At 34.3% G+C, this 23,394-nt stretch carries 31 protein-coding genes; 13 read left to right on the plus strand and 18 right to left on the minus strand.

Annotated elements, in window-relative coordinates; all coding sequences use genetic code 11:
* Window positions 1–184 (minus strand): hypothetical protein (locus D8M03_RS17845; protein WP_211330946.1); only part of this gene is annotated, 184 nt, incomplete at its 3' end.
* A gap of 16 nt (window positions 185–200) precedes the next feature.
* The gene (locus tag D8M03_RS13455) at window positions 201–641 is read right to left on the minus strand and encodes an SRPBCC family protein (RefSeq protein WP_121215345.1); all 441 of its coding nucleotides are present in this window, start codon (window positions 639–641) and stop codon (window positions 201–203) included.
* 396 nt (window positions 642–1,037) lie between these two features.
* Here D8M03_RS13455 and D8M03_RS17990 point away from each other — a divergent pair, with 396 nt between their 5' ends.
* Window positions 1,038–1,160: a hypothetical protein gene (locus D8M03_RS17990; RefSeq protein ID WP_281272162.1), complete on the plus strand. Its 123-nt coding sequence runs from the start codon at window positions 1,038–1,040 to the stop codon at window positions 1,158–1,160.
* 54 nt (window positions 1,161–1,214) lie between these two features.
* Complete coding sequence (locus D8M03_RS17765; protein WP_170148455.1) at window positions 1,215–1,352, plus strand: hypothetical protein; 138 nt, start codon at window positions 1,215–1,217, stop codon at window positions 1,350–1,352.
* 95 nt (window positions 1,353–1,447) lie between these two features.
* Here the strand turns inward: D8M03_RS17765 and D8M03_RS13460 are convergent, their stop codons facing one another.
* Window positions 1,448–2,269, minus strand: a complete 822-nt coding sequence (locus D8M03_RS13460; RefSeq protein WP_121215346.1) for a hypothetical protein — start codon at window positions 2,267–2,269, stop codon at window positions 1,448–1,450.
* Between the two features lie 501 nt (window positions 2,270–2,770).
* Here D8M03_RS13460 and D8M03_RS17995 point away from each other — a divergent pair.
* From D8M03_RS17995 to D8M03_RS17775, 4 genes are all read left to right on the plus strand, one after another.
* On the plus strand, window positions 2,771–2,893 hold the full coding sequence (locus D8M03_RS17995; protein WP_281272163.1) for a hypothetical protein: 123 nt from the start codon (window positions 2,771–2,773) through the stop codon (window positions 2,891–2,893).
* Window positions 2,894–2,934: 41 nt separating this feature from the next.
* Complete coding sequence (locus D8M03_RS17770) at window positions 2,935–3,072, plus strand: hypothetical protein (RefSeq protein WP_170148456.1); 138 nt, start codon at window positions 2,935–2,937, stop codon at window positions 3,070–3,072.
* 369 nt (window positions 3,073–3,441) lie between these two features.
* Window positions 3,442–3,564, plus strand: a complete 123-nt coding sequence (locus D8M03_RS18000) for a hypothetical protein (protein ID WP_281272164.1) — start codon at window positions 3,442–3,444, stop codon at window positions 3,562–3,564.
* Window positions 3,565–3,605: 41 nt separating this feature from the next.
* Entirely contained in the window at window positions 3,606–3,743 is a 138-nt protein-coding gene (locus D8M03_RS17775) for a hypothetical protein (RefSeq protein WP_170148457.1), read from the plus strand.
* A 139-nt stretch (window positions 3,744–3,882) separates the two neighbouring features.
* Here D8M03_RS17775 and D8M03_RS13465 read toward each other — a convergent pair whose 3' ends face one another.
* The 3 genes from D8M03_RS13465 to D8M03_RS13475 form a co-directional block, all read right to left on the minus strand.
* The gene (locus D8M03_RS13465) at window positions 3,883–4,707 is read right to left on the minus strand and encodes a methyl-accepting chemotaxis protein (protein ID WP_121215347.1); all 825 of its coding nucleotides are present in this window, start codon (window positions 4,705–4,707) and stop codon (window positions 3,883–3,885) included.
* Window positions 4,708–5,214: 507 nt separating this feature from the next.
* Entirely contained in the window at window positions 5,215–5,466 is a 252-nt protein-coding gene (locus D8M03_RS13470) for an NUDIX hydrolase (protein ID WP_245987603.1), read from the minus strand.
* 102 nt (window positions 5,467–5,568) lie between these two features.
* A complete protein-coding gene (locus tag D8M03_RS13475) occupies window positions 5,569–6,114 on the minus strand; it encodes a cupin domain-containing protein (protein ID WP_121215348.1) in 546 nt (181 codons plus the stop codon).
* A gap of 342 nt (window positions 6,115–6,456) precedes the next feature.
* Between D8M03_RS13475 and D8M03_RS13480 the strand changes: the two genes are divergently transcribed.
* The 3 genes from D8M03_RS13480 (at window position 6,457) to D8M03_RS13490 (ending at window position 10,490) form a co-directional block, all read left to right on the plus strand.
* The gene (locus D8M03_RS13480) at window positions 6,457–7,554 is read left to right on the plus strand and encodes an extracellular solute-binding protein (RefSeq protein WP_245987605.1); all 1,098 of its coding nucleotides are present in this window, start codon (window positions 6,457–6,459) and stop codon (window positions 7,552–7,554) included.
* 147 nt (window positions 7,555–7,701) lie between these two features.
* Window positions 7,702–8,772 carry an ABC transporter ATP-binding protein gene (locus D8M03_RS13485; protein WP_121215350.1) on the plus strand — a complete coding sequence of 357 codons (1,071 nt, stop codon included), beginning with the start codon at window positions 7,702–7,704 and terminating at the stop codon, window positions 8,770–8,772.
* A gap of 11 nt (window positions 8,773–8,783) precedes the next feature.
* On the plus strand, window positions 8,784–10,490 hold the full coding sequence (locus D8M03_RS13490; protein WP_245987607.1) for an ABC transporter permease: 1,707 nt from the start codon (window positions 8,784–8,786) through the stop codon (window positions 10,488–10,490).
* A gap of 50 nt (window positions 10,491–10,540) precedes the next feature.
* On the opposite strand, the gene D8M03_RS13495 is transcribed toward D8M03_RS13490, so the two are convergent.
* From D8M03_RS13495 to trhO, 12 genes are all read right to left on the minus strand, one after another.
* Complete coding sequence (locus tag D8M03_RS13495; RefSeq protein WP_121215352.1) at window positions 10,541–11,311, minus strand: sulfite exporter TauE/SafE family protein; 771 nt, start codon at window positions 11,309–11,311, stop codon at window positions 10,541–10,543.
* 3 nt (window positions 11,312–11,314) lie between these two features.
* Window positions 11,315–11,542, minus strand: coding sequence for a sulfurtransferase TusA family protein (locus tag D8M03_RS13500; protein ID WP_121215353.1), 228 nt, complete (start codon window positions 11,540–11,542; stop codon window positions 11,315–11,317).
* Window positions 11,543–11,558: 16 nt separating this feature from the next.
* Window positions 11,559–12,686, minus strand: a complete 1,128-nt coding sequence (locus D8M03_RS13505) for an MBL fold metallo-hydrolase (protein WP_121215354.1) — start codon at window positions 12,684–12,686, stop codon at window positions 11,559–11,561.
* Between the two features lie 69 nt (window positions 12,687–12,755).
* Window positions 12,756–13,151: a DsrE/DsrF/DrsH-like family protein gene (locus D8M03_RS13510; protein ID WP_121215355.1), complete on the minus strand. Its 396-nt coding sequence runs from the start codon at window positions 13,149–13,151 to the stop codon at window positions 12,756–12,758.
* Between the two features lie 15 nt (window positions 13,152–13,166).
* On the minus strand, window positions 13,167–13,718 hold the full coding sequence (locus D8M03_RS13515) for a sulfurtransferase TusA family protein (protein WP_121215356.1): 552 nt from the start codon (window positions 13,716–13,718) through the stop codon (window positions 13,167–13,169).
* A 47-nt stretch (window positions 13,719–13,765) separates the two neighbouring features.
* Window positions 13,766–14,062 (minus strand): rhodanese-like domain-containing protein, encoded by a 297-nt coding sequence (locus D8M03_RS13520; RefSeq protein ID WP_121215357.1) that lies wholly within the window; start codon window positions 14,060–14,062, stop codon window positions 13,766–13,768.
* Between the two features lie 12 nt (window positions 14,063–14,074).
* Window positions 14,075–14,422: a rhodanese-like domain-containing protein gene (locus D8M03_RS13525; protein ID WP_121215358.1), complete on the minus strand. Its 348-nt coding sequence runs from the start codon at window positions 14,420–14,422 to the stop codon at window positions 14,075–14,077.
* A 67-nt stretch (window positions 14,423–14,489) separates the two neighbouring features.
* Window positions 14,490–14,747, minus strand: coding sequence for a metal-sensitive transcriptional regulator (locus tag D8M03_RS13530; protein ID WP_121215373.1), 258 nt, complete (start codon window positions 14,745–14,747; stop codon window positions 14,490–14,492).
* Window positions 14,748–14,865: 118 nt separating this feature from the next.
* Window positions 14,866–15,630 carry an HNH endonuclease gene (locus D8M03_RS13535; protein WP_121215359.1) on the minus strand — a complete coding sequence of 255 codons (765 nt, stop codon included), beginning with the start codon at window positions 15,628–15,630 and terminating at the stop codon, window positions 14,866–14,868.
* Window positions 15,631–15,669: 39 nt separating this feature from the next.
* Entirely contained in the window at window positions 15,670–16,389 is a 720-nt protein-coding gene (locus D8M03_RS13540) for an EVE domain-containing protein (protein WP_121215360.1), read from the minus strand.
* A 113-nt stretch (window positions 16,390–16,502) separates the two neighbouring features.
* On the minus strand, window positions 16,503–17,927 hold the full coding sequence (gene aspA, locus D8M03_RS13545; RefSeq protein WP_121215361.1) for an aspartate ammonia-lyase: 1,425 nt from the start codon (window positions 17,925–17,927) through the stop codon (window positions 16,503–16,505).
* 160 nt (window positions 17,928–18,087) lie between these two features.
* On the minus strand, window positions 18,088–19,041 hold the full coding sequence (gene trhO, locus D8M03_RS13550) for an oxygen-dependent tRNA uridine(34) hydroxylase TrhO (protein ID WP_121215362.1): 954 nt from the start codon (window positions 19,039–19,041) through the stop codon (window positions 18,088–18,090).
* 279 nt (window positions 19,042–19,320) lie between these two features.
* Here trhO and D8M03_RS13555 point away from each other — a divergent pair, with 279 nt between their 5' ends.
* The 4 genes from D8M03_RS13555 to D8M03_RS13570 all read left to right on the plus strand — a co-directional run bounded on the left by D8M03_RS13555 (window position 19,321) and on the right by D8M03_RS13570 (window position 23,313).
* Window positions 19,321–20,064: a hypothetical protein gene (locus tag D8M03_RS13555; RefSeq protein WP_121215363.1), complete on the plus strand. Its 744-nt coding sequence runs from the start codon at window positions 19,321–19,323 to the stop codon at window positions 20,062–20,064.
* Window positions 20,065–20,173: 109 nt separating this feature from the next.
* Window positions 20,174–20,899: an RNA polymerase sigma-I factor gene (gene sigI, locus D8M03_RS13560; RefSeq protein ID WP_121215364.1), complete on the plus strand. Its 726-nt coding sequence runs from the start codon at window positions 20,174–20,176 to the stop codon at window positions 20,897–20,899.
* Window positions 20,899–21,741, plus strand: a complete 843-nt coding sequence (locus tag D8M03_RS13565) for an anti-sigma factor domain-containing protein (protein ID WP_121215365.1) — start codon at window positions 20,899–20,901, stop codon at window positions 21,739–21,741. Before sigI ends, D8M03_RS13565 begins: the two co-directional genes overlap by 1 nt.
* 180 nt (window positions 21,742–21,921) lie before the next feature.
* A complete protein-coding gene (locus D8M03_RS13570) occupies window positions 21,922–23,313 on the plus strand; it encodes a nucleoside-diphosphate sugar epimerase (protein ID WP_121215366.1) in 1,392 nt (463 codons plus the stop codon).
* The last annotated feature ends 81 nt before the right edge of the window (window positions 23,314–23,394 follow it).

Below are 23,394 nucleotides of genomic sequence, written 5' to 3' on the forward strand. Positions count from 1 at the left end.
ATAATGCACAACTCACCTTTTTCTGCTTGTTTCTAGTCAACTCAAGTATAGAAAAATAGGTGATGTTGTGCATTTTGTTTTTCATAAATTGTAGGCAAACCCCAACAATTAATATAGAACCAAATTTATCCCGCCTTTTAGAACTATCCGCCAATAAAAAAAGAAGTTGTCCATTTCTGAACAACCTCTTCCCCATAATTTTATGAAAATACCAAAATTTTACGCGCGATAGATTCTGTTAAACGAGATGCAACTTTCGGAACAGCCCATTTAATAAGCGGTGTTAATACAGCGCCAGATAATCCGCCTGCATTCACTTCCACCGTACACGTCATTGTTGTTTTCCCATTCACTTCTTCAGCAGTAAAATGTCCGCTTCCCGTGAAATTATCAGATAACCCTTTAAGTGCAAATTTAATATTTGAAGGTTCATTCCACTCAGTAATATCAACTTGAGCTTCGATTGTCTTCTTAATTCCTTTTACACTACCTTCAAATGTCCAAATCGATTGTTTGTCATTAATGATTTTATGTTCTTTATAGGCTGGCACAGCTGTTGCCCATTTTTCAAGATCACTGACATAATCCCAAACTGCTTGTACATCTACTGGAATTTCTACTGTATGTGTTCCTGTTGCCATGATGATCCCCACTTTCGCTACAAATAAATGACTTTTACAAAATAATTATTACATAAAAAGTATAAATTTACATCATTTATTCTCAAAAAGCTGAAGACTTTATTTTGCGGAAATTACCTATCCTTTGGCTGATTTTACTACCAAAAACCAATTAATCTAATGCACTCTTTCCCTTTTATGCTTGTCACAGATTTTTAACGAAAATGTGTGTAGTTTTTGTAAAAATTTATGTAAACGTAATCATTATGAACGATATGTGAAATCCTTCACTAGCTATTTTCTTTTCTTTTTTTTGGGTGTACAATGGTTTCAAGTGATATACAACACAGATAAAACATCCAATAAAAAGTCTATTGTGTTATATAACAATCAGATAATTAAAAGGAGAAAATGAAAATGTGGGTAGTGACTGTTTTTGAGAAAGACACTGTTCGTATGTTTGAATTTTTAAGTCAAAAAGAGGCAAACAAAAAGTTAGCGAGTGTTAAAGGTTCTGCCATTCTTTCCTTTACAAAATAATTCTAATAACCCTATGTTTTGATGATAAATTAACTAATCAGGAGGCGACCCTCAATGTGGGTACTAACAATTTTTGAAAATAGCGATGTACGTATGTTCCAATTTGATACAAAAGAAGAAGCTGTAAAAGCACTTGAAGCAACAACACTATCAGGGATTATTTCTTACACTACTTTATCTTTTGTAGCATAAAATATCGTTCTGAAGCTCAATTGTAGACACTAAAAACACCGTACAAATGGACGGTGTTTTTCTTATTTCGGATCATTCAGTTTTCTACATATGTATTATAAATTTGTGTAATGATTAAAATTATTTGCTATGAACAACTTTTTACTCATCTCAAAGTTTACTTCTTCTAAATGATTTGAATCTTTTAGTTCAAAGACCCTTAAATTATTTAGAAATGGCTGTAATTTATTATCTTTAAGTAATTGTAGTATTAAATTAACTTTTGCTCTCTTTTTATTTGAGTTTACAGGGGAATTATCTAATATCATACCAACAATCCCCAAAATGATATCAATTAGTTCAACACCAATTTCTTCCCCTTTTTTTCGATAAAGACATTCTTCAATCACAAATGATTCTCCCCTATATAGGGAATGAATATTAAGATAGTTTTTCATTTTCTCACCAAGGTTTTTATCACGATATTCAGTTGAATCCTCTATTAATATTGAAGCTCGCACATTACTTTTCTCTGAATAGCCTCGTAAAAGTCCGTAACAAATACGTTCAGGTAATTTTGTATAGATCGTGTCATTTACAATATTCTTCTTAGATTGATAGACTTCTTGAAACATATTTGCTTGTTTGGATAAAGCTGATTTTGAATAATGAATCAAATTAAATTGAATAAAAGGAGCTAGTGGTTGAGCTAAATCAAATAGTTTTTCTATTCCCTCTTTAGCTTTTGAATATCCATTATATTCTGTCCAATGAAGTGAATAAGATTTATTTAAATTATGAAGTTCTTCAAATATTACATGATTGTATATAGTACCAGGTACAGATAATGCCCCCATTAATTGAATAGAATCACTACTCTGCTTCCCACTTTCATCAAAACAAATGATTAATTCTGAAGAGTTTTTATCTTGGTTCATGGAAGGGATTTCACCTACTTTTCTTGACAATTGGTATAATCGTTTGACATAATGTATATATTAATAGTTAAAGATACGCTTTACTCATGTCATTCGTTACATGCGTTGGCGTAGCGGATAAAGGAACTCATGTCATTCGTACATGCGTTCCTTTTTTATTTGAATTATATAGTAATTATAAAAACGAAACAACCGTTCGCTACTCCTTATTTTCATTGTGATAAAAGATTCGCGCATCAACTCTGCCGTTTTTGTTCCCCACATGCAACTTTGATCCATTACATTTACCCCCCCTAAAGATATAAAATCTATTGATAATTTGTAAAACACAATGTAAACGGAATCATTTTGAACGATATGTGAAATACTTCACTACCCCTTCCCTTTTCATATATTTAGGTGTACAATGGTCTCAAGTGATATATAACACAGACACAAATAACTAAAAAAATCACCGATTGTTATATAACAAAAAGTATGCATTTAAAGGAGAGAATAAAGATGTGGGTAGTAACTATTTTTGAGAACAATTCAGTTCGTATGTTTGAATTCTTAAGCAAAAATGAAGCTAACAATATGCTTGCTAACGTCAAAGGTTCTGCCATTCTTTCCTTTACAAAATAGATTTGGTAAATAAAACAACACAATACTAGGAGGCATTCAATATGTATGTACTAACAATTTTTGAAAATGACAATGTTCGCATGTTCCAATTTGATACAAAAGTAGAAGCTGAGAAAGCACTTGAAGCAACAACTCAACCAGCAATCATTTCTTACACAACTTTATCTTTAGCAGCTTAAAAAAAACGCCGTTCGAAAGTGGACTGCGTTTTCAAATTTATTCCAATTATTCTCTTTACTATTGTGTCCCTACATTGTGTCCCTCACAACAACTCGCACTTTCCTTAAATACTATGTGAATTTCCTCTAAAACTCGTATTTCCCTATACTTTATACTAAAAATATTACATCCAAAAATATGAAGGTTTTGTAAAAATCTATGTAAACGGAATCATTATGAACGATATGTGAAATTCTTCACTATCCCTTCCCTTTTTATATATTTAGGTGTACAATGGTCTCAAGTGATATATAACACAGACATAAATAATAAAGAATTTCATCTGTTGTTATATAACAAAAAGTATGCATTTTAAGGAGAGAATAAAGATGTGGGTAGTAACTATTTTTGAGAAAAACTCAGTTCGTATGTTTGAATTCTTAAGCAAAAATGAAGCTAATAATATGCTTGCTAACGTCAATGGTTCTGCCATTCTTTCCTTTACAAAATAGATTTGGTAAATAAAACAACACAATACTAGGAGGCATTCAAAATGTATGTACTAACAATTTTTGAAAATAATAATGTACGCATGTTCCAATTTGATACAAAAGTAGAAGCACAAAAAGCACTTGAAGCAACAACTCAGCCAGCAATCATTTCTTACACAACTTTATCTTTAGCAGCTTAAAATTTACAATGGAACTTATGTCCAGTACATAGGTTCTTTTTTTATTGTCAAAATCAAAAAAGCTACGCACAATAATGTACGTAGCTATATTACATCAAAAAAGCGCTTACAAATATACAACTCCGAATTTATTAGTAGTTTAACATTTAATATTACTAAGCTTTAGAAGTTTTTGGCCTACATTGTTTAAATTCATGTATGTGTGGCTCATTTGTTGCATATTTGCTGTATATTCCTGGGTGAAGGATGAAATTTGAGAAGTTGAATTATTAATAAATTCGATGGATTGTTTAATATTTTCCAATTCTTTTGTTATAATGTCGGCACTTTGGTTACTATCTTGAGCCATTTTCTGAATTTCATTGGCTACAATCGCAAAGCCTCTACCATGGACTCCTGAACGCGCCGCTTCAATTCCTGCATTAAGTCCTAGAATTTTAGATTTTTGTGCAATATCTTTTACCGATCTAACAATTGAATTAATTTGTTGAATATCTTGAGTTGCTGTTTCAGCTAGGTGTGATAGTTCCTCTAATTGTTTTGAAACGTTCACACTTGCATTTGTCAATTCGTCAGTAGTGACAGACATTTCCGCAACAGATTCAGACAATGCATTTGAAACTGATCGTAATTCACTTATCGTATCATTGGAAATCACACCTGTACATACTCCGACAACTTGTCCATTATCGAATATCGGAACAGCTGATGCAATATATGCGAAACCAAACAATTCTGGTCCTCGTTCTTCGCGTATATGCTTACCACTTTTTAATGCACGGACACTTGTTGTATTTTTATGTTGTTCCACTGTTTCACCAAGCTTTATTTTTAAGTCAACCGTTTTCCCCGCTTTATACCCTACTACCTTCTCTGTATCAAAAATGAGAACACACGCATCTTCTGGGTAGGTCAATTGATATGTATCTATAGCGTCCACTACTGCCTTTAGTTTTGTATTCATAAAAACCCCTCTTTTCCTATAACATTAATGTATATATTTCACCAAATTCCCCCGTATTCCTCCTAATGTCCAATCCTCTTTGTTAATGATAATATAATAAATTATTCAATTGCATTTTCCTTCCATTTCCATTTTACCATAATTACATACTAATGGAATATGCTACAGGAATTTGATGTGGGTTTTATGTTATCTCCGCGCAGACTAAAATTAAAGCGCAATATACAAGACATAAACCATCTCGAATACCGCGCTCAACTAAAGATTATTTTTTCTTTTCACAAACTACTTTAATAATAATATGCTCAACAAATGCTCTTACTAACAAGTTTCATTGAAAATAGTTACACTCTCCACAACCGTTCCAACTTTTCTCCATCATTAATGTAACTTAATTCTAAGACATCTGGATTAGTAAGAGCTTTACAACTATCGAAATTAAAACCATCATCATAATAATTTAGTAGAAGAGACATCAAATTTCCGTGTGTAACGATGGGTGTATTTTCAAAGTCGCTTATCTGTTATAAAGGATATGTTATGAACATAAGTTAATTTGTCATTTACATATACTCCAGCCTCTTCTAAAATTTCTCGCTTCAATGCTTTCTCTAAAACGTCTGAAGAAGCTAGTCCCTCCTTAACTTTGACACCTACAAGGGATAAGAGACCTCCCGCATGTTCTTCTTTCTTGCTTTTTACAATAATAAGCCATCTATCATTTTCCCTTACTGCACCTTCAACATTTACGATAAACATAAAGTTCCCCTTCGACTGAGTTACCTAATTTTGTAATACCTTCTATATTATCTTTATAAAAAAAGTAGTACAAACCATAAATTTGGTTTGTACTACTTTTTCCTAATGATGTTCGTGTTCTGCAGCCATTGCATCTGCTTTTGTTGGATGAACTGTACCTTTTGGATGGTTTGGTGGAGCATAAATTGAATAAAGCTTAAGCGGGATGTGTCCGATATTTGTTAGATTGTGCCATGTTCCAGCTGGGATAAAAATAGCTGAATCATCTTTTACATATTCTTGAAAAGATAATTCCACTTGATTTTTGCCCATTTGAACAATTCCTAATCCTTGTTCCACTCGTAAAAATTGATCAACATCTGGATGCATTTCTAAACCAATACTTTCACCCGGCATTAAACTCATTAATGTTAATTGTAAATTTTCCCCTGTCCATAAAGCGGTACGAAACGTGTTATTTTGTTCAGCTGCTTCATGAATATCAACTACGTAAGGGTTTCCGCCATAATCACTCATCATACCTGTAAAATTAGTTGATTGTTCATATCCAGGAATGTTACCTGTATGCCATTGATATGGTGGCATTCCGTAATGAACCATTGGCGTATAGTATACCATTTGAAATGGCCAACCATAAGGATAGTACATATTATCATATCCCTTCATACATGATAAAAATATACTATGCAAATGATTGTAAAAATGTTTAAATGTTATTTTATATTTATGCAATTCTTCAAAAATCAAACTCACTCGATGTAATCCATTTATGGTGAGGGTTCACATCATACACCACTAAGGATATTTCAGTTTTCTATTATACATAGAATGACATTATCCACTAATTTCGTACTAAATTGTTGAATGCTGTAATAAACATAGATTATGAAAATGAAAGAGTTACATCAGCTCTTATTGTTTTCATTCTTTTTTGGCTATCTCTTCACTATTTGGAGTAGCAATAAAACTTCACTTTTAGGGGGTTGTTACGTGAAAAAGAGATGGATTTTCGGTATTTTCTTTGTTTTTTCATTCCTATTACTTGCTGCTTGTAGCGATGATGATTCGAGCAAAGAAACGAACACTACCGAAGAAACAACACCAGACACTGCTACAACGGAAGAATCAACGCCATCTGGTAAATTAGTCATTTACACTGGACGCGATGAAGGTCTCGTGCAAGGCGTGATTGAACGATTTAACGAAAAATATCCTGACATTGAAGTTGAATATTTAACAATGGGTGCTCAACAAATTTTAGAACGTTTACGTGCTGAAAAAGCGAATCCACAAGGTGACTTCTGGTGGGGTGGTACACAATCTGCATTAATAGTTGGTGCAAATGAAGATTTATTACACGAATGGGAACCGAGCTTTGCCGCAAGTATTGAAGACACACATAAAGATCCACAAGGTCGCTGGTTTGGAGAAATGTTATTACCAGAAGTTATTATGATTAATAGTGACGTCCTTTCAAAAGAAACAGGACCACAAGATTGGGATGATTTGCTTGATCCAAAATGGAAAGATCAAATCCTTATTCGTGGTGTGTTAGCATCGGGTACAATGCGTACGATTTACTCTTCTATGATTTATCGTCAAGGTGCCGATACGCCTGAAAAGGGCTATGATTGGCTATTAAAACTAGATGCCAATACAAAAGAATATACGCAAGATCCAAACCAATTGTATTTAAAGCTAACTCGTCAAGAAGGAACGGTTTCTTTATGGAATTTACAAGATATTTTGTTGAAAAAACATACAACAGACTATCCATTTGATTATATTTATCCAAAAAGTGGTGCTCCAATTTTAGTAGATGGTGTTGCCGTTGTGAAAAACGCACCAAATCTTGAAAACGCACAATTATTTATGGAGTTTTTATTTGAAGAAGAATTAGTAACAGAATTAGCTCAAGAATATTATCAAATCCCTACAAGAACAGATATCGACTTAGAAGCAATGCCAGATTGGTTTAAAGAATTAGACTTAAAAACATTTGATATCGACTGGGAAGTGATGTCTGAGAAAGAGGCAGAATGGATGGAATATTGGGATACAAATGTTAAAGGTCGCGGTGGTAACTAAACTTAACCCGCTATCAATCAGTAGGTTCCACTACTAATTTGCTAACCCTCTCTTCTCTTATTTATAAATGCTTTTATTGGGTGTGACATCCTCTTGTCACACCCCTTTCTTCAATGAGGTCTATTTTTTCAAGAAAGGGGTTCTTGAATGAAAGGTGTTCATCTCAAACAAGTGACAAAATCCTTTGGCAACGTTCAAGCCATTAAAGATTTAAATTTATCAATTAAACCTGGTGAATTTTTTACGTTTCTTGGCCCGAGTGGTTGTGGGAAAACGACTACACTACGAATGATTGCAGGATTTTATTATCCAACAACTGGTCACATTTACTTTGATGAACAGAATGTCACAACTTTACAGCCAAACAAACGAAATATTGGGATGGTTTTTCAAAACTACGCCCTCTTTCCACATATGACAGTGGATGAAAATATCGCCTTTGGATTAAAGGTAAGAAAAATGCCGAAAAAAGAAATCGAAACGAAAGTGAATCGCATTCGAGAAATTGTTCATTTAGGTGAATATGGTCACCGAAAAATTAATGAATTATCCGGTGGTCAACAGCAACGTGTCGCACTTGCTCGAGCACTTGTGATTGAACCAGATATTTTGCTATTAGATGAACCCCTTTCGAATTTAGATGCGAAGCTACGTGAAGAAACACGATTTGAAATTAAACGAATTCAATCGGAACTCGGTGTAACAACGATTTATGTAACCCATGATCAAACAGAAGCTATGGCCATGTCTGACCGTATTATGGTAATGGAAAATGGTGAAGTTAAACAAATCGGAACACCTCAAGAAATTTATAATCGTCCAGTAAATCGATTTGTTTCGAACTTTATCGGTGAATCCAATACAATTGAAGCGAAAATTGAAACGGTTAGCGCCGATGATATTACCGTGCAAACAAAGGATGGCATGAGATTGCGCGGAAAAAAACAAAACGTCTCTCCCCTCGCCCAACTTGACCGTGAACAGACAATTTATGTTTCTGTTCGTCCTGAACTGATTCAATATGGTCCTGGTGAAAATGAAATGGTTGGGACAATTTCATTTGTAGAATTTACTGGTTTAAGTGCCCACTACCTTGTGAAAATGCAAAACTTCACATTGAAAGTCATGATTCTAAACGATGGGAGTCCATTAAAAAAAGTTGGCGAGCAAATAATGTTAAACATTCCTTCTGAAAATCTTTATTTTCTCGGTGAATAGGAGGAGATGCGTTGAATAATCCTTTTGAGTCAAAATGGTCCCGCCTTACTCAATCTCCTTATTTCATTTATTTGCTTATCTCGCCCTTATTTCTTATTTTATTTGCTTATGTAGTGTATCCGTTCTATCAAACCTTTCTTCAAAGTTTTAATGGAGAAGATACTTTATTAAACTATAAAAAGTTTTTTAGTTTAGCTAGTCCTGCCAATTTAGAAGCCCTCTGGAATAGTGTCTATATTTCAGTCTTTAGTGTCATTACGTGTGCAATTGTTGGTGTCACTATGGCATTTTTATTAGAGCGCTATGAATTTCCTGGGCGCCGTTTATTATCGGTTTTAGTATTAGTTCCAATGGCACTTCCCCCTTTAGTTGGGGTACTGTCTTTTACATTTTTATATGGAGAAAGTGGCATCATTCCGAGAGGCATTCAAGCTTTATTTCATCTTGACAAAGTACCTTTTGCATTAAAAGGAATTTGGGGAGTCATCGTTGTTCACACATTTACGATGTATACGTATTTTTATTTAACAGCCTCTGCTGCAATTAAAGGATTTGATCCATCATTAGAAGAAGCCGCAACAAGTTTAGGAGCGGGTCGAATACGAGTTTGGTTAAAGATTATCTTACCAATGTTAACTCCCTCTATGGTGGCAGCTTCCCTCCTTGTGTTTATGGTGTCAATGGCTTCCTATACAGCCCCACTCATGTTTGGGGTTGATCGTACAATGACGATGCAAATTTATTTAGCTCGGACAAATGGAAATCTTGAAATGGCTGCAACACAATCCACCATTCTTTCTATTGTATCTATTACCTTTTTAATCTTGATGCGGTGGTATCAAAATCGGCGAAACTATCAAAATTTAAGTAAAGGTATTAGTGTGCACCGTTCCGAAGTGTCATCCAAACCATTAAAGATGTTAGCGGTCATTGGCTCATTTATCGGAACACTTGTGTTAATTTTACCGATATTAGTGCTGGTACTTATTTCATTTTCAGTCGATGGATCTTGGACTGTTCAAGTATTACCGCCAAAATATACATTCGACCATTATATTGCCCTCTTTACTGATGAACGAACGTGGCGACCGATTTGGAATTCGATTCAAATGTCCTTTGTAGCAACTATTGGGAATATTTTATTTGGGGTTGCCGCTGCGTATGCGATGGTACGGCTTCAGTTTAAGGGGAAGACTTTGTTGGACATTTTGATTATGGTTCCGTGGGCATTACCTGGTACGGTTGTTGCGGTGAATATTATTGCTGCCTTTAGTACGGAAAATATTTTTGCGTTTAACCAAGTATTAATCGGCACGTTTTGGATTTTACCACTAGCTTACTTTATTCGTCATATGCCACTTGTCTTTCGTTCCACGTCTGCCTCACTTATGCAGCTTGATCAGTCGATTGAGGAAGCCGCAAGAAGTTTAGGTGCAACTTGGTGGTATACATTCCGAAGAGTTGTCTTGCCTTTAACATTTACAGGCGTTTTAGCGGGTACGTTACTTGCCTTTGTACAAAGTATTGGTGAATTTGTGGCGTCGATTTTAATTTACAGTACATCGACTATTCCATTATCTGTGGCGATTTTCCAAAAGCTTTATGCCTTTGATTTTGGAACAGCTTGCGCTTATGGCGTTTTACAAATTGTGTTAATTTTAATTGTATTAGTCATCTCAGAAAAGCTTTCAAAAGGCAGTGCCGGAACAGCACTTTAAATAAATAGAGAGAGATTCACGCATACTAGTGAACCTCTCTCTACTTTACTTTATAATAGGTCAATCCAAATTTTAATCGTCGTAACTAAAATTAATGCTGCCAAAATACTTTGTAATGCTCTTGTGTTCAACTTCTGGCTTATCTTTGCCCCAATCGGCGCGGCAATGATTCCAGCTAGGATGATAATGATTGCTACTGAGTAATTGACTTGACCCGTTAAGATTTTACCAGCAGAACCCGCAATAGAAGATATTAGCGTTATAGCAAGGCTTGATGCAATAGCCATATGGGTTGGAATTCGAAAGACTAGTAGCAAAATTGGTATGATTAAAAATCCTCCACCTGCACCGACAATCCCAGAACCAATCCCTACTAAAAATGCTAATATTGCTGCAAGCGGCTTATTGAACGTGACTTCTTGTAACTGAGGTTCCTCCTGTTTTGGAATAAACATCATAATGGCTGCTAGTAAGGATAAGATACCGTAGACAATATTCACTGCACTTTCAGGTAATATGCTCGAACCAAAACTTCCAATGATTGTTCCAAATAGGACAGAGATACCCATAACAGCGATTAACGATTGATTTAACAAACCACCTTTTCTAAAACCTAATACACCTGCCATTGACACGAACAAAACGTCCAAAGCACTTATTCCAGATACTTCGTGGGCTGTTAATGCTTGAAATCCGAACAGTGGTGGAATCATCAAGAGCAAGGGATATTTCACAATTGCGCCACCGATTCCAAGCATGCCAGATAGCAATGAACCAATGAACCCAATCGTGAAAAGTAATACAATATATTCGATAGTCATGAGTTACCCTTTTTGAATGAAGAACTTGATAACGTCTGACTCTTCACGATGTTCCAACACTGTATGTCCTCCAGCATTCGCCCAAGCTGGTATATCTGATAATGCACCTTTATCTGTTACATGCACTTCTAGTACTTCCCCAGCAAATAACGTATCCATTTCTTTTTTTGTTCTGATAATCGGCATCGGACATGATAAACCTTTAACATCTAAAATTTTAACTACTTCCATATTTTTCACTTCCCTGTTATCGTACTGCACAGCGATTTGGACCAATTTCCATTTCTGTTTGTTCCTCATCGTCTGGTGTTATTTTTCCCATGTTGACTTGACGAATTTGTTGGTAAGCATTCGGTTGTGGTGGAAGTTGTTCTGTTACCGTTTTTCGGAATTCTTCTTCATCCGATATATTTAATCCATGATTTGCATTGAATAATTCACTAAGTGGTTTAGCAACTGTACCATCTTCATTTAACTCATCGATGATCATAAAATGCGCGGGTAGAACAATTAGATCTTTAGCTAATTCACGATAACGTTTATAAAGTGTTTCACGTAAATCGCCTACCCAATCTTCCGCTTTCCCTGCTAAATCAGGGCGTCCAATTGAATCAATAAATAAAATATCCCCCGTTAATAAATACTTCTCATCTACAATAAAAGATGTGGAACCAATTGTATGCCCTGGTGAATAAAGTGCTCCGACCTCAAGTTGAGACGCACCAATTTGCACTTTTAAATTATCCTCAAGAGACGTGAATTCAAATGTCACTTCTTCTGCATCTTTCGGTGGCAAATAATACGTAGCACCAGTCAATTCTGCGATTTGTCGTCCACCTGAAATATGGTCTGCATGTAAGTGGGTATCGAAGACATGTTTAATTGTTACATTTTTTTCTTTTGCAAAATTGATAAACACATCTGTGAAACGAACAGCATCAATGATAGCAGCTTCCCCTTCAGAAATCACCATGTAGGATAGGCAACCTTTCCCTAGACGTACAAATTGGTAAAGCTCTCCTCCACTAGATAAATCTCCTACTTTAATTGGTTCTAAATACGTACTCCATGATTTCATACCACCTTCAAGATAATATACATCTTGACGCGTTTCTGCAATCATATTTGCAACAAATACGGAAGAACCTTCTTTTGCACACAAAACTAACACATCTTGATTTGCTGGAATTTTAGGTAGTATTTCTTCAACCCCATCTAATAATTCAAAATAAGGTACATTTAAATAGTTGAAATTGTGGCCTTCAATTTTCCAATCTTCAAAAGCATCCTGATTTCGAACATCTATAATAAATAACTCTTTATTTTCAATTACTTTACGAGCAACTTGTGCTGCTGTCATTTTAGTAGCCGTCATATCAAATTACCCCCATAGGTATTATTTTTAGTATTTTTATAGTGGAAGGTGTAACCCTTCCACTCATTATTAAAACGTTAACGTTGGAGATGCATCTTTCGCAAATTCAAGGAAAGTTACTGCTCCCCCTACTTCAATACCATCGATAAAATCATCTTTTGTAAGACCCATTACATCCATCGTCATTTGACAACCAATAAATTTCACACCTAGTTCTTGTGCCATTTCCACTAGTTGAGGAATTGATGGTACATTTGCTTTCGCAAACCCTTCAGCAATATGTTCTTTTCCTTCTGGTAATGGCAGTGCGTGCATTGCTTGTTTATGAATTAAGTTTAATCCTTCAAAGGTAAAGAAAATCGCTACCTCTTTTTCCGTTGCCGCTGCTGCTGTGGCAATATTAAATACTTTATAAGCGTCAAAAACCCCACCGTTACTTGCAATAATCGCTACTTTGTTAGACATGTTACATTCCCCCATTTATAATTTTTTTGATAAATTGCCCTTCCAAGCAGTTATTCCTGGAACGACATTAAATACTTTCTTAAATCCATTTGCTGCAAGCTTTTTTGCAGCAAAATCACTACGCTTACCAGTACGACAAACAACATAGATTTCTAGATCTTTATTTATTTCATTTATACGGTTTTCTAATTCACCTAAAGGGATGGATTTTGCCCCTTTAATATGACCAAAAGCATATTCGACTTCTTCACGAACATCTAATATTACGCCACTTTCAAGACTTTGAAGTTCATCAATAGAAACCGTATGCTCAAAAGGTTTTTCTTCAATGGATTCATTTGAGCATTTTCGAATATAGTGCTTTAACAAATTTCCTTCTTCAATCGTTCCAATAAATTGATGACCTACTGAATCAGCCCATGCTGCTAAATCAGCCTTTGAACCTTTATCAGTTGCTAAAACTTCTAAAATTTGCCCTTCCTGTAAGCTATCCATTGCTTTTTTCGTTTTCACAATAGGCATTGGACATGCTAGCCCTTTTGCATCTAATTGAACATCACCTTGCATATTACAAACCTCCTATACCTCACAGGGTATTAAATCACTCAAAAAAATTATTCTATCTTTCCTTCCCATTCAAGCATTCCACCGGCCATATTCATCACATTAAAACCATGGCTTTGTAAATATTGAGTAGCTTGTGCACTTCTTCCACCAGAACGACAAACCATAATATATTGCTTATTTTTATCAAGTTCATTTTGGCGGAATCCAAGTAATCCAAGTGGGATGTGAAGAATATTTGGTATATGCCCAGCCTCTACTTCATGAACTTCTCGAACATCGATAAGATTTAACTGTTCACCAGCTTCTAATCGTTGTTGAACTTCTTTTGCACTGATTTCTTGCATTTGAATAACCTCCTAGTTTCTCCATGCACTCATGCCGCCACGAACATTCGTTACATTTTCAAAACCTAATTTCTTAAGTTGTTTACATGCTTGGGAGCTTCTCATGCCACTTTGACAAATCACAACAATTTCCTTGTCTTTTGGAAGTTTTGAGAAGTCCGAGCCTAATGGGATATTTTTAAATTGGCGAATATTACGTCCTTTAAATTCTCCAGGTGTTCGAACATCGATAAACAATTTATTTTCATCATTTAAAAGCGTTTTTAATTCCGAAGTTGAAATTGTTTTTACACCTTTTGCTGGTCGGAACCGCCAAATTAGAAATATGATTAATATCCCTATCACAAACCAAGTTTCCATAAACTACACCTCAATTACAAACCCATACCTGTATGGGTATAATTTTATTTAAAATAAAAAGTCGAAATTAACGACTCTTTACAAATAAATTCACTGCTTCTTGGATGGACTTATTGAGAACTTCTTCATCTCCATTTGCGTTCTGAATACATTCAAGTAAATTTTGACTGACAATCAAGCCAATTGATCGGTCTACACCAGAACGGACAGCAGATAATTGAGTGATGACTTCTTTACAATCTTTGCCTTCATCCATCATCTTCAAAACTCCTCTAAGCTGACCTTCAATACGTTTAATTCTGTTTTTTAATTTATCATCATACATATTCAACTGTACTGCCCCTCCTTTAAGTTTATCTCTTGCTTACAGTTACATCATATACCCCTATAGGTATATTGTCAACAAAAATAACACCGCTTAATTTTAAACGGTGTTTTATAACTTATTTCTTTAATATCGCTTTCAGTTCTTCAATACTCAATACATGGTCACGCTTCCTGTGCAACATTCGATGACAGTTAGCACAAACAGGAGCTAAGTCTTTTTCTGGGTCAATTTCAATCGCTTCATTTAACGTGCTCAACGGTTTTACATGATGTACTTCAATAAAATCTTTCCCATGTTCTCCGTACACTTCCTCATAATTAAACCCACATACCATACAAGTTGCTCCATGGATTTCAATTGCTCTTAATCGATTCGTTGCTTTTCTTTCATATCGATTACCATAATACTGTTTCACTTCTCCATCTTTGTAGAATGATGGGTATTGTGATTTCTCTGCTTGTAAATCTTGGACAATCGTATGATGCAAACGTTTTTTATTAAAAAGAGTACTAAAACTATTTCGAGACTCCTCAATCCATGAATATACTTGATAATGAATCATCGAAACATCGTCTAAATTCACGTCTGGATTGTGTGCAAATAATAATTCCAGTGCCTTTTGTTTTGCTTTAGCAAATAAATTTTTCAATGAACTATTCGTTACTTGCACTGAATTAACAACCTGATGATTCTCTAATAACAATACATCATATATAAAGGGCTCTTCATTCGTGAACTTTTTGACGGTTATTATATAGAATGGTGTTTCTTGTCCTTTTACATAACCTTTATTGCTAAGTTCCGAGTTAAACTTCTCCTGATTAAATTTTGCACTATGTCCCATTATCTCTTTCCATAATTCATCTGTTTGATTCGACATTTTAAGAATTAATAGATTTTTAAGTTTTGGATGTTCTAATTATTCCTGTCGAGTAATAAATCCCTCAACCAATAAACTATCTTTAATTTCTATTGGCACTTTTAATGTTAGCTCTAGTCCCTCCGTATTATTCCAATAAGGACTTGGATCATTGTTTAGAAAAGGGACTCCTGTAATCTTTCCTTTTGCGATAACACCTCCAGTTCCTTTTTGACCACCATCAGAACGCCATATATAAACTGTATCTCCAATTTTAATTTTATTTTGATAATGCTCTTGCTTTAAATTCCAAATAATGTTTGTATTCTCACTAAGATAATCATTTATTCTAAAATGAATCGGGTTTCCTTGAAAGATCCACGTATTTTTTTGTGCCTCTGTTAATTTCTTCCCTTGATTCTTTTGATAACTTTGCAAAAATTCATCCCAGTTATCAAAGTTTATTACGTTTTCAAATTGCTCTTGAAAGAAATTTTCCCATTCCGATCCAGGTAAGTCTGGATACCCCATTTGTGCTGCTACCCATGTAAAAAAGCCTTCTCCTGGTCTTTGCGTATCACGATTGACTACAAGAACTGATAAAGGAGGAAAACCCTTTTGAATACAGCGATACGATACTTCACCCAAAGGTTCATTCAGTTTTATAGGTGGAATAGCCCCATTTAACGCTTTACTTAATTGTCCATACTCGATTACAGTGTGCTTTTTTGCGCAATCTATTAAGATTTCTTTTAATCGAACTAATAGTTTTTCATTCAAGACTACTTCACCCTTTAATTTTATTTATCAGTTTTTACCATTTTATCATTTTAAAGTTGCGTGAATGAATAAAAAAAGAAAGAACTCATTACCCGAGTTCTTCCTTCATATCATTAATGTTTTACTAAATCTCTACCACCAGCAATACCTGGGCGAGTCATTTCATATGGATTTAAGATTTGGTCAAGTTGTTCTTCTGTTAATGCACCAGATTTTAAGCAAAGTTCACGAACAGATTGACCTGTTGAAATTGCTTCTTTTGCAATTTGAGCAGCTAATTCATAGCCGATGTGTGGGTTCACAGCTGTGATAATACCTACACTTTTTTCTACGTATTCTTTTAAATGTTCTTCATTTGCTTTAATGCCGATTAAACATTTTTCTGTAAATGTTTTAAAGACATTGCTCATAATCGAAATTGATTGAATTAAGTTGAAGAATAATACTGGCTCCATTACGTTCAATTCAAATTGCCCAGCTTCTGATGCTTGAGAAATCGTTAAATCGTTCCCCATTACTTGGAATGCAACTTGGTTTACCACTTCTGCCATTACAGGGTTTACCTTACCTGGCATGATAGATGAACCAGGTTGACGTGCAGGAAGAATAATTTCAAACAATCCATCGCGCGGTCCAGATGCCATTAAACGTAAGTCATTTGCGATTTTTGACATATTAATCATACAAACTTTTAATGCAGCCGATACTTCTGTATAGCAATCTGTATTTTGCGTAGCATCTACTAAATGTTCTGCACGACTTAATGGTAAGCCACTTAATTCGCTAAGGTTTCGTACAACTGCATCAATATAAGTTGGGTCCGCATTTAATCCTGTACCAACTGCTGTTGCACCCATGTTCACTTCAAACAAGTGATGTCTTGAAAGTGAAATACGATCAATGTCACGTCCAACAACACGGCTATATGCTTCAAATTCTTGCCCTAATAAAATCGGCACAGCATCTTGAAGATGTGTACGACCCATTTTAATAATGCCAGCGAATTCTTTTGATTTCGCAACAAAGGCACTATGCATTGCTTTCGTTGATTCAATTAGTTCATTCATTAAACTTAATATCGCAATATGTGTTGCTGTTGGGAAAGCATCGTTTGTTGATTGAGACATATTAATATGCGTATTTGGACTGATAACTTTATAGTTTCCTTTTTCTTCACCCATCAATTCAAGTGCGCGGTTTGCAATCACTTCATTTGCATTCATATTCACAGAAGTACCTGCTCCCCCTTGAATTGGGTCAACGATGAATTGGTCATTCCATTTACCTGCAATGACTTCATCACAAGCTTGTAAAATGTATTGACCAATTTTTTGATCTAACATGCCGACTTCTATATTGGCAAGTGCTGCAGCTTTTTTTACAATCCCTAAAGATTTTATAAGTTCCGGATGAATTCGATAACCCGTAATCGGGAAGTTTTCCACTGCTCTCATTGTTTGAACGCCATAATAAGCATTTACCGGTATTTGTTTTTCCCCTAGAAAATCTTTTTCAATACGAAATTCTGTTGCACCCATAATATGATTCTCCCTTTTTTTGAACAGTTTAATTAATCTATTTTTTAGATAAAACCTATCTCATTATTAGATTAACACAAATTTTGGAGAAATAAAGTTTTTTAAATTTAAAGAAAATAAAAAAGAAGGAACCTATTTTCATAAGTCCCTTCAATCCTTGTTAGACTAGCGTTTCCTCTAGCCATTTGATTTGTTGTTGTACAAATTCTTCTGTTAAGTTGTGCTTTACAATATAACGGTTTCGCTCATGTCTTGAACATTCAATTGTACAGCCACCTAAATGTTTACGTTCGTTTTCCTCAGAACATAAAATTTGTTTATTACATTCTGGGTTCGCACAATTTACATAACGTTCACATGGTGTTCCATCAAAATGATCTTTCCCCACAACTACATGCTCAACCTGATTAATCGGTACAGTTAGTCTTTCGTCAAATACATACATTTGACCATCCCAAAGCTGTCCTTTTGCTACTGGATCTTTCCCATAAGTTGCAATACCGCCATGAAGTTGACCAACATCTTCTCCAATTCCTTCACGCTTTAACCAGCCAGAGAATTTTTCACATCGAATCCCACCAGTACAATATGTTAATACCCGTTTCCCTTCGAATAGTTCACGGTTTTCACGTACCCATTGTGGAGTATCACGGAATGTTTCTACTTCTGGACGAATCGCCCCACGGAAATGACCTACTTCATATTCGTAAGTGTTACGTACATCCAGTACAACTGTATCTTCCTGTTGCATTTCTTCAAAGAATTGTTCTGGAGAAAGATATCGACCTGTAATTTCTTTTGGATTGATATCATCTTCAAGACTTAAATTTACCAACTCTGGGCGTGGACGAACATGCATTTTCTTAAACGCATGACCTTCAGCTTCGTCAATTTTGAAAACAATGCCTTCAAATAAAGAATTGTTTTTCATCATTTCCATATAAGCATTTGTGGCTTCAATCGTACCTGACACAGTGCCGTTAATTCCTTCAGCTGCAACTAGAATTCTACCTTTTAAGTTTAATGCTTTACATGCCTCTAAATGCTTAGCAGAAAAAGCAGCAGGATCTTCTATAGTCGTATAGTGATAATAAAGTAATACTTGGTAATTCAATTTTCATTCCACCTATCATGTATATTTGCAGGATATAACCTGATAGTTTCTTTGAATAATACTTTGTGTCCAAAAAAAAGAGCGGTTTTTATCATTAACCGCCATGAAAAGTATTAAAACTATATTAATACAATAACATATTAATAATTTGATTTCCCTCGGTCATAAGTTTGAAGTTTTTAAACAAATTTTTAACCTACCCCCATAAATATTCTACTACTCTACGAATAAATAAGTGTCCGAGGTTAAATTGGACAAATAAAAATAGAGGTGACTAATATGAAATTCAAAAAAACAGGCGTAGCAATCCTTGCAGCATCATTAACAATTGCAGGATCAAGCTTTGCACTAGCAGATGAAAACTTATTTAAATCAGCAGATGAAACAACAGAAATTACAACAGATGAATCATTAGACACTACTACTGATGTTACAACAGATGAAAACACGACAACTGAACAAAGTGACACTAATGTGGTGGATGTTAGCGATTTAATTACAGAATCTGAAGAAAACAAAGAAACAGAGGATACAGGAGCAACAGAAGTGGTTGAACCTACTGAAGATTTTACAGCTACAGAATCTGAAGCTGAAACAACATCAGAAGATAACAACAAAGTATCTAAATTCCCTGAAATTCCTGCTGGTTATACAGCTGGTAACTTAGTGGCATTAAAACAAGCTTATGAAAATGCAGGTAATGATACAGCAAAAGCTGCGATTGTAAGAAACGCAGAAAGAGCAATCGCGAAATTTGAAGCAAAACAAGCTGCTAAAAAACAAGAAACTACTACTGATGAAACGAAAGCACCTGCTACAAAGCCTATACTTGAGGAAACTACTAAACAAGCAACAAAAACTCAAGTAAAGACTCTAAAAGAAGAACATAAACAAGAGAAAAATGAGCTGAGAGAAAAACAAAAAGAAGAAAAACAAGCTTTAAAAGCTGAACATAAATCTGAATTAGAAGCGTTAAAACCAAATCACAATGCAGAAAAACAAGCTGGAAAAAATAAAGAGTAAAATTATCCAATAATATTAAAATATTATTTCAATACACAAGGATTACTTTTCATTTCCGTGAAAGCCATATACAATCAAGGAATTCATTGAGCAATAACGGAGGGTATGTATGCTTTTGTCTATTATTCATGGGATCTTTAATAAAAAACAAAATATGAATGAGCTTGCTCAATTAGCAAAAGCAGGCGATAAGGAGGTTTTACATGACCTCCTTTTTGCTAATACCGCATTTATGAAAAAAACTGCTTCCTTTGTTTGTAAACGACCCATTGACGAACATGATGAAGAGTTTAGTATTGCAATGAATGCGTTTCATGACGCAATTGTCACCTTTGAACCTTCAAAAGGCGCATCATTTCTTACTTTTGCCCACTTAATCATCAAACGAAGATTAGTTGATTTTATACGTCAAGAAAGTGCTCGAAACGAAAAATTACAATACGTCGATGAATCATCTCAAACCTTTTTAGATCATCAATCAATCCATACATATACAGAAACACAACAAGTTGAAGCTAGAAAAGAAGAGTTAGTTCTATACAGACAAGCTCTTGCAAATTACAATTTATCCTTCAAAGAGCTAACCAAATGCTCTCCAAAACATACGGATTCAAGAAAGACTGCTTTTTATATTGCTCAAATCATTTCAGAGAGCGATGAGCTTTATACCTATTTAATAGCAAATAAAAAACTACCTATAAAAGAGATTGAGTCACTAGTTGAAGTATCAAGAAAAACCATTGAACGTCATCGTAAATACATTATTGCAGTAGTATTATTGTTAAATAGTGATTTTAATTTCTTAAAAGATTATGTAAAAGGAGAAATCATTTAATGCGGACCTACAAAGGAATTGTTTGTGAAAAAAATAAATATGATATGATTTTCATGACAAGAAATGGTGAATTTCTTCGCGGCATTCCTTTGCATGCTAACGCTGAAATTGGTGATGAAGTAGAATTTCGATTAACTGCTACCCCTAATCGCCGTAAGACTTTAAAGTTTTTAGCACCAGCAATTGTAGCTGCTTTAATTATGTTACTCCTAACCTCTTCATTGTTTTATCAATCAAACAATGTCTATGCAACTATTCAATTAGAAGGGGAAAAATCGATTGAATTTAAGGTAGATAAAAACGGGAAAGTTATTTCAGCACGATCACTTAAAGATGAAAAACTTGAACTCAATCATTATCAAGGTAAATCGATAGATGTCGTTATTACTGATGTAATAGAAGAATTTCCACCCAAAAATGAAGATTATGAAATTAAAACGAATTATAAAAATCAAGTAGATACAAATTTAAATGATAGAATTGAAAAAGCAGTTAAACAACATAAAGAAAAACAACATTCAAAACCTTCTGAAGTGGAAGATATAAAAAATCAAGAGGCACCAATTAAAGAAAAAGAATCGAAAAATGAAAATAATCCAAATAGTAAACAGTCTATACAAAAACCAAACAACGAGAACAAAAAAGCTATAACACCAGAGCATACAAATCCTCAAAATAATAAAATGAAAGAGAAACAAACACCTCCTGGACAAGAAAAAGTAGAACAACAACAGCTTAAAAAAGAACAAAAGAGTAATGAAAACGCAAAACAATCTCAAAGTAACAACAAGAACAAATCTGAAAAACAGAATAATAACGGTAAAAAGGGAGATCAGAATTGATCTCCCTTTAAATTTTTTTACTTTATCTAGTTCTATTAGTCTTTATTAAAAAATATTATATTAAAGTGGACTATTCTATCTCTTTTTACTAGAAAATTATGAATATCGACAAAATTTTATAGTACTTTTTTATTTTGATAATTCATTTGAACGTTTATAATAGTTTTATGGAGGTATACGATGCTGAAAATTAAAAATATCGAATTTATTAAAACCGTTTATGATGAGTCTCTTTCTCATAATATCTTCTCTATTGCAAATATCCAATTTTCTAATTACCCTCCGATAAATGGAGCACTATTATATTGGAAAAAGAATTCATCTCGCTCTGAATTTACGGCTGAGGGCGATTATAAATTTTTCTATGATATGGCTAATATTACATATTATGCCTCAGTAAAATTCCCAAAAAACGTGAAACTTACTCGCGATCAAAAACAAGAACTAGCTTATATTTTACTTGATGAGCGAGGTTCTATTGGAACATATAGTTTAAAAACACATCCGAATCGCAAAAGAAGATTTAAGCCTAAGCAATCTTTAGAAAAATTAAACTTCCCTAAAGATTTTGATGTAACATCGATTCCTTCCTATGTAGGACCGATTATTGATGACCTTGATATGAAAGATATCCTTGAGGCAAACCCACATTTTACGAAGAAGTTTGTTCATGATTATTGTTTTTGGCGTTACAACTTAGTGAAATTGCATCCAAACGAATTTGAAGCATATTTGGATTATGTTGATTTTTCTTATGTTTGCTACGCTTGTGACCTATTGACTGAGAACTATTTAATCGACCATTTAGATCAAATCGATGTATCTTCTTTGCAATATAATTATCCTGTGTTATCACGACTTTCAGCATCATTTAAAAGATATATTATTGAGGAATTACGTAGACAAAAAGTTAAAATGAATCAACATTTTGAAGATGAAATTGATTTGTTTATTGAAGACGATACGTATTTTAGTGAATATAGTACCATCCACTTATTAGATGACGAGGTACCTGAGGAAGAGGAAGAAATTTTAGAGTTCCAATTTTTTGAATTTGACCGTGGACTATACAAGTGGCCAGGTAGTGAACATATGGTGAAAGGTATTCCTTCTTTAGCTTGTCAAATTTATGATGAAATGGGTTATAAAAAACGTTCCAATAAAGAAATGGATGCAATTTTCAAAGGATACTCTGATAAGCAAGTAGAACTAATTAGTGCAATCTTTGAACCACACTGGTTACACCGTTATCGAGACGCACTTGATTGGAATATCGTTTGTCAATATAATGAGCATTTAACTGATGAATTTTTAAATGCCCATTTACAATATGTCGATTTTGAAGCACTCGGTAACAATTTATGGTGTGAGCTTTCAGAATCGTTTATAGAAAAACATATCAATCAGTTTAACCATAACAAACCAGTACCGATTATCATCCGTCATTTAACAGAGCAATTGTACCTAAATCATAAAGATACAATCAAAGTTGATTCAGACCTTTTATATCAATATTATGATTCTATCGGAAATGAAGAATATGAAAAACTACAAAATTTATTGAGTGAATAGAATTTTATCGCTGGACAGGTACCCTGTCTGGCGCTTTTTTTATTTATAGAAACAAAAAACAGGAACAACTCCTTCCATGAG

Origin of the sequence: Ureibacillus endophyticus, from assembly GCF_003628435.1 — a bacterium.
In the GTDB taxonomy this organism is placed as follows: Bacteria; Bacillota; Bacilli; order Bacillales_A; family Planococcaceae; genus Ureibacillus; species Ureibacillus endophyticus.

Coding starts and splice junctions, on each gene's coding strand:
- D8M03_RS13455 (WP_121215345.1), bottom strand. CDS start 641: ATGGCAACAGGAACACATACAGTAGAAATTCCAGTAGATGTACAAGCA.
- D8M03_RS17990 (WP_281272162.1), top strand. CDS start 1,038: ATGTGGGTAGTGACTGTTTTTGAGAAAGACACTGTTCGTATGTTTGAA.
- D8M03_RS17765 (WP_170148455.1), top strand. CDS start 1,215: ATGTGGGTACTAACAATTTTTGAAAATAGCGATGTACGTATGTTCCAA.
- D8M03_RS13460 (WP_121215346.1), bottom strand. CDS start 2,269: ATGAACCAAGATAAAAACTCTTCAGAATTAATCATTTGTTTTGATGAA.
- D8M03_RS17995 (WP_281272163.1), top strand. CDS start 2,771: ATGTGGGTAGTAACTATTTTTGAGAACAATTCAGTTCGTATGTTTGAA.
- D8M03_RS17770 (WP_170148456.1), top strand. CDS start 2,935: ATGTATGTACTAACAATTTTTGAAAATGACAATGTTCGCATGTTCCAA.
- D8M03_RS18000 (WP_281272164.1), top strand. CDS start 3,442: ATGTGGGTAGTAACTATTTTTGAGAAAAACTCAGTTCGTATGTTTGAA.
- D8M03_RS17775 (WP_170148457.1), top strand. CDS start 3,606: ATGTATGTACTAACAATTTTTGAAAATAATAATGTACGCATGTTCCAA.
- D8M03_RS13465 (WP_121215347.1), bottom strand. CDS start 4,707: ATGAATACAAAACTAAAGGCAGTAGTGGACGCTATAGATACATATCAA.
- D8M03_RS13470 (WP_245987603.1), bottom strand. CDS start 5,466: ATGTTTATCGTAAATGTTGAAGGTGCAGTAAGGGAAAATGATAGATGG.
- D8M03_RS13475 (WP_121215348.1), bottom strand. CDS start 6,114: ATGTACTATCCTTATGGTTGGCCATTTCAAATGGTATACTATACGCCA.
- D8M03_RS13485 (WP_121215350.1), top strand. CDS start 7,702: ATGAAAGGTGTTCATCTCAAACAAGTGACAAAATCCTTTGGCAACGTT.
- D8M03_RS13495 (WP_121215352.1), bottom strand. CDS start 11,311: ATGACTATCGAATATATTGTATTACTTTTCACGATTGGGTTCATTGGT.
- D8M03_RS13500 (WP_121215353.1), bottom strand. CDS start 11,542: ATGGAAGTAGTTAAAATTTTAGATGTTAAAGGTTTATCATGTCCGATG.
- D8M03_RS13505 (WP_121215354.1), bottom strand. CDS start 12,686: ATGACGGCTACTAAAATGACAGCAGCACAAGTTGCTCGTAAAGTAATT.
- D8M03_RS13510 (WP_121215355.1), bottom strand. CDS start 13,151: ATGTCTAACAAAGTAGCGATTATTGCAAGTAACGGTGGGGTTTTTGAC.
- D8M03_RS13515 (WP_121215356.1), bottom strand. CDS start 13,718: ATGCAAGGTGATGTTCAATTAGATGCAAAAGGGCTAGCATGTCCAATG.
- D8M03_RS13520 (WP_121215357.1), bottom strand. CDS start 14,062: ATGCAAGAAATCAGTGCAAAAGAAGTTCAACAACGATTAGAAGCTGGT.
- D8M03_RS13525 (WP_121215358.1), bottom strand. CDS start 14,422: ATGGAAACTTGGTTTGTGATAGGGATATTAATCATATTTCTAATTTGG.
- D8M03_RS13530 (WP_121215373.1), bottom strand. CDS start 14,747: ATGTATGATGATAAATTAAAAAACAGAATTAAACGTATTGAAGGTCAG.
- D8M03_RS13535 (WP_121215359.1), bottom strand. CDS start 15,630: ATGTCGAATCAAACAGATGAATTATGGAAAGAGATAATGGGACATAGT.
- aspA (WP_121215361.1), bottom strand. CDS start 17,927: ATGGGTGCAACAGAATTTCGTATTGAAAAAGATTTTCTAGGGGAAAAA.
- D8M03_RS13555 (WP_121215363.1), top strand. CDS start 19,321: ATGAAATTCAAAAAAACAGGCGTAGCAATCCTTGCAGCATCATTAACA.
- sigI (WP_121215364.1), top strand. CDS start 20,174: ATGCTTTTGTCTATTATTCATGGGATCTTTAATAAAAAACAAAATATG.
- D8M03_RS13565 (WP_121215365.1), top strand. CDS start 20,899: ATGCGGACCTACAAAGGAATTGTTTGTGAAAAAAATAAATATGATATG.
- D8M03_RS13570 (WP_121215366.1), top strand. CDS start 21,922: ATGCTGAAAATTAAAAATATCGAATTTATTAAAACCGTTTATGATGAG.